This is a genomic window from Sphingomonas sp. Leaf208, from assembly GCF_001421415.1.
In the GTDB taxonomy this organism is placed as follows: domain Bacteria; phylum Pseudomonadota; class Alphaproteobacteria; order Sphingomonadales; family Sphingomonadaceae; genus Sphingomonas.
In genome coordinates, this window is record NZ_LMKH01000029.1 from 1 (window position 1) to 3461 (window position 3461).

Consider the following 3461-nt stretch of genomic DNA (forward strand, 5'->3'; position numbering starts at 1 on the left):
GGTTCATAAAGTTCGAAAATAATATTAACATTCACTCGTATTCATATCAAATACATTAATTTTAATTTAACTGTATCTAAGTTACAACAGATTGCAGTGATTTTTGCTGATTTCAAAATATCTATTARYATTGATTCAAAAATACAACATGGCGTTTTTACATTCTGACATTTAAATTTGGAATTCTAATCTACAAACTACATACAAGTTCTTATTCTTTGGAAACCCGCCATAGGTTTATTAAAAAAAACATTGAAACTTAAATTAAAGTCGTCTTTTARCAAGRATCTAGTTATTTTAATTATTTAAATAATGTTTCTACATGATTATAAGAGTTTTTTACAATATTTCCCCTATTAAGTCTATATTCTACATCTATTTCTAATGTAAACAGTACTACATGTAAAATACAACATCAAACACACTTGCAACACAAWTATAACCGAAGAAGTGTAATCAAAGAGTTTCAACTACTCACCACTAGATGACGCTAAACACAATTTCTAACCTACTAAAAAACTACGTTTCTTCGGTCAAATTAAGTATAAACAGCCGATTTTGACGAGAAATTTCTATAAAATTAATAAAAAAGGAACTTTAAGACACTTGATTGACTACTTTTCTAAAAAATCTACACGTTTCTATAGCAAAAATATACTCGTGACGTGAAATAACTATTTAAAATCTAACACTATTGTCACTACGTCATCTATTTGTGAAAAATAACGAAAAWRTCACGAAATATATTTTACTAGCGCAAGCGAAATCCAACAGGCAAGATACAGTCGTTTTTGGTTTTCTAATTCAAAATTATCAACGCTCAATATAATTGTAGTAAAAAGTCATTACAAACAAACTATTAATTAGTTACAAAAGGTTCCAGATAGAGTTCTAGATACGTTAACTGACAGATACTGCCATATAAGTAGTCAAAAGTAAAAACATTTCTTTGGCATTATCTATTAGATAACTATTTTGAACATTAGCTGGAAGCTGTGAATCTAGCCATAAATATACTAAAATATTCAACACTATCTTTTATTAGATAAAAAACAGTAATTTTGTCGTAAAAATATTGAAAACATTGACAAATATGAAACAGAAAAATCGTATTTTTTTATCAGTACACGTCAGCCATCTTCTTTTCCATAGACAACAAACATTTTTCCCGCCTTTTCTTCAAAGAATTTACGTCAGTATGGTTTACCGAAAATATAAAAAGAAATACTTAAAAAAACAATTATTTCAAGAAATAAATAGTTTTGAGCGATATAACCTTGTTTTTTTATTTGTATATTTAATGAGACGCTGTTTTGTTTAAATATAATTTTAGAACTACTCAGTTCTCTAGCTAAAAAAATAGAAGGCAGTGAAGTTAAAAATATCACCAAATAAAAAAAACTTTTTACAAAAAAACAAAACCGACTTTGAAGTCGGTGTCTGCAGGTCTGTTGACTGTGTTTATTTTGCCACCGACTTCTAGAGCCACCAAAATGCCGGAGATATGGATTAACATACATAAAAAAAAAGTACGGTCGAATTGAGAACCTCCTCCTTTTTGGGAAGTCGGTTAAAAAATAATATGCTATCTACTTTAATTTAATGTTATTGAAAAACCTAATTGGCTCTATATCTACAAAATATTTTATCTTGGTTAAAAAAATATAACATAATTACTCAAGCTCTAATTTTGGGCGTAAATTAAAGTATTTACCGACTTTAATTATTTGATGTATTTTCAACTGAATACGAAAACAACCTTTTAAGTTTGCTAAAAAAATGTCTGTCATCGCAATAAATATATTCAAATAGAAAAATAAAATAAGTTTTACTAAACAATTTAGGATGTAGTACATAGAAATATCTATTATCGCAAACCATTCAAATTAAAAAGTTATAAAATTTTCGCTAAAAAGGTAACTACAAAAAAACCTGCAATTTTTTCAAAAAAAAAACAGCGTCAACACAAAACTACAAATAAAAGAACCAAGCGCAAATAATTTACGTACTTTCAAAAAAATCAAAAAGATCAATGTTTTCTCGGGATCAAAAATAGGTTATACGTATCTTTAGGCAAAGCCACACACGCCGGTTTCTGTCTTAGATCTTCCAAATTTTCAGCCCCAATTTCAAACTCCTGCATTATACTGGCAAACATGACGAAACTCATCGTAGTTACTAAAGTTTGACCAATGCACGTTCGCTTACCTATACTAAAAGGCAGGAAATGTGGGATGTTCCTCTTAACAGACCAGACTTCTTTTTCCGTCTCCGCTGGCTTGCTCGGCCTTTCCCCATCAGATTCCATGCCGGAATCACAGAAAGAATTCCTTCGAACCCTAACTTTGGTCTTTTCTAGAAACCTTGATGGGTCAAATTTCTCCGGCTCATTCCAGTATTCCTCTGAAGTGTTTAGTTCATAGTTGTTTATGAAGACTATCGTTCCTTTTTCTACGCCATATCCTGAGATTGCTGCGTTCTCCGTAGCTACATGAGGAACGATAGGGGATGAGGCGTATCTTAGACATTCTAAGACAGTTGCTTCTGTGTATGGCAAACTATGACGGTCGAGTAATGTAACAGGCCTTTTGCCTTTAGTCAAACCGTCTAATTCTGCCCTAATCTTCCTGCCGACTTCAGGGTCTCTCGCCACAGCTGTCAAACATAACATGACAAGATTACCCACCGAAGAATGACCGCCTAGAAAATCTTCAAGCATGAAGATTATAGTATTTCTATCAACCGTCGGGTCTTCATGTAAAACTTTTAGCAACCCATCTAGAAAGTCCTTTTCAGGCCCTTCTATGTCCAGATCCAATTCCCTCTGTTCTACGATCCTTGAAAGAATGAACGAGCGAATATCTGAAGACCAGTTAGACAGTTTATCTAAATGCTTCTTGTAAAAAGGTTGGAGCCACGGCAGAAAATCTAAGGCATAACCTTGGTTAATCTCCCAGAAAATTTCGTCAAAATGGTCGACGATGCGCTTGAAATCTTCGTCGTTTTCGGCGTCAAATCTCACGTTGCACATGTAGTGCGAAAACATATTCATTGCTGTAGTCATTAAGATCGGTTTTAGGTTGATGCTGGAGTCTAAAGTACGGGTTATGTTTTTAAGTGTTTGTAGCAGTTCTATGGATTCGAATGTAGCGACGTCTCCGATGCGCGCGAAGTTGTCGGTGTGTTGTTTGGGTCCACAATGGCGGCGGGCGAGATTTCTTCTTCTTAGTTGAAGGTTTGACCAATCGCATAGTGCTAAGGAATTATTCCTATCGCCAGCAAAAAGTTGATGAAATCGGATAAAGTCAGGCCGTCCGCCGAAGAATTTTCCATTTTGATTCAAGACCTCCCGGATGAGGTCCAAATTATTAACCACTAGGCATTTCGACGTTCCCAATTGCAGCGTAAAAATGTCTCCATAAGTTTTCGCCAAGTCCGTGAAAGACTGGAATGGCGATTCG

General features: G+C 33.8%; 1 protein-coding gene. It reads right to left on the reverse strand.

Going from position 1 to position 3461, the window contains the following annotated elements:
- Nucleotides 1-2029: 2029 nt before the first annotated feature.
- The coding region (locus ASE69_RS21480; RefSeq protein WP_156362329.1) for a cytochrome P450 at nucleotides 2030-3461 on the reverse strand (1432 nt) is incomplete at its 5' end.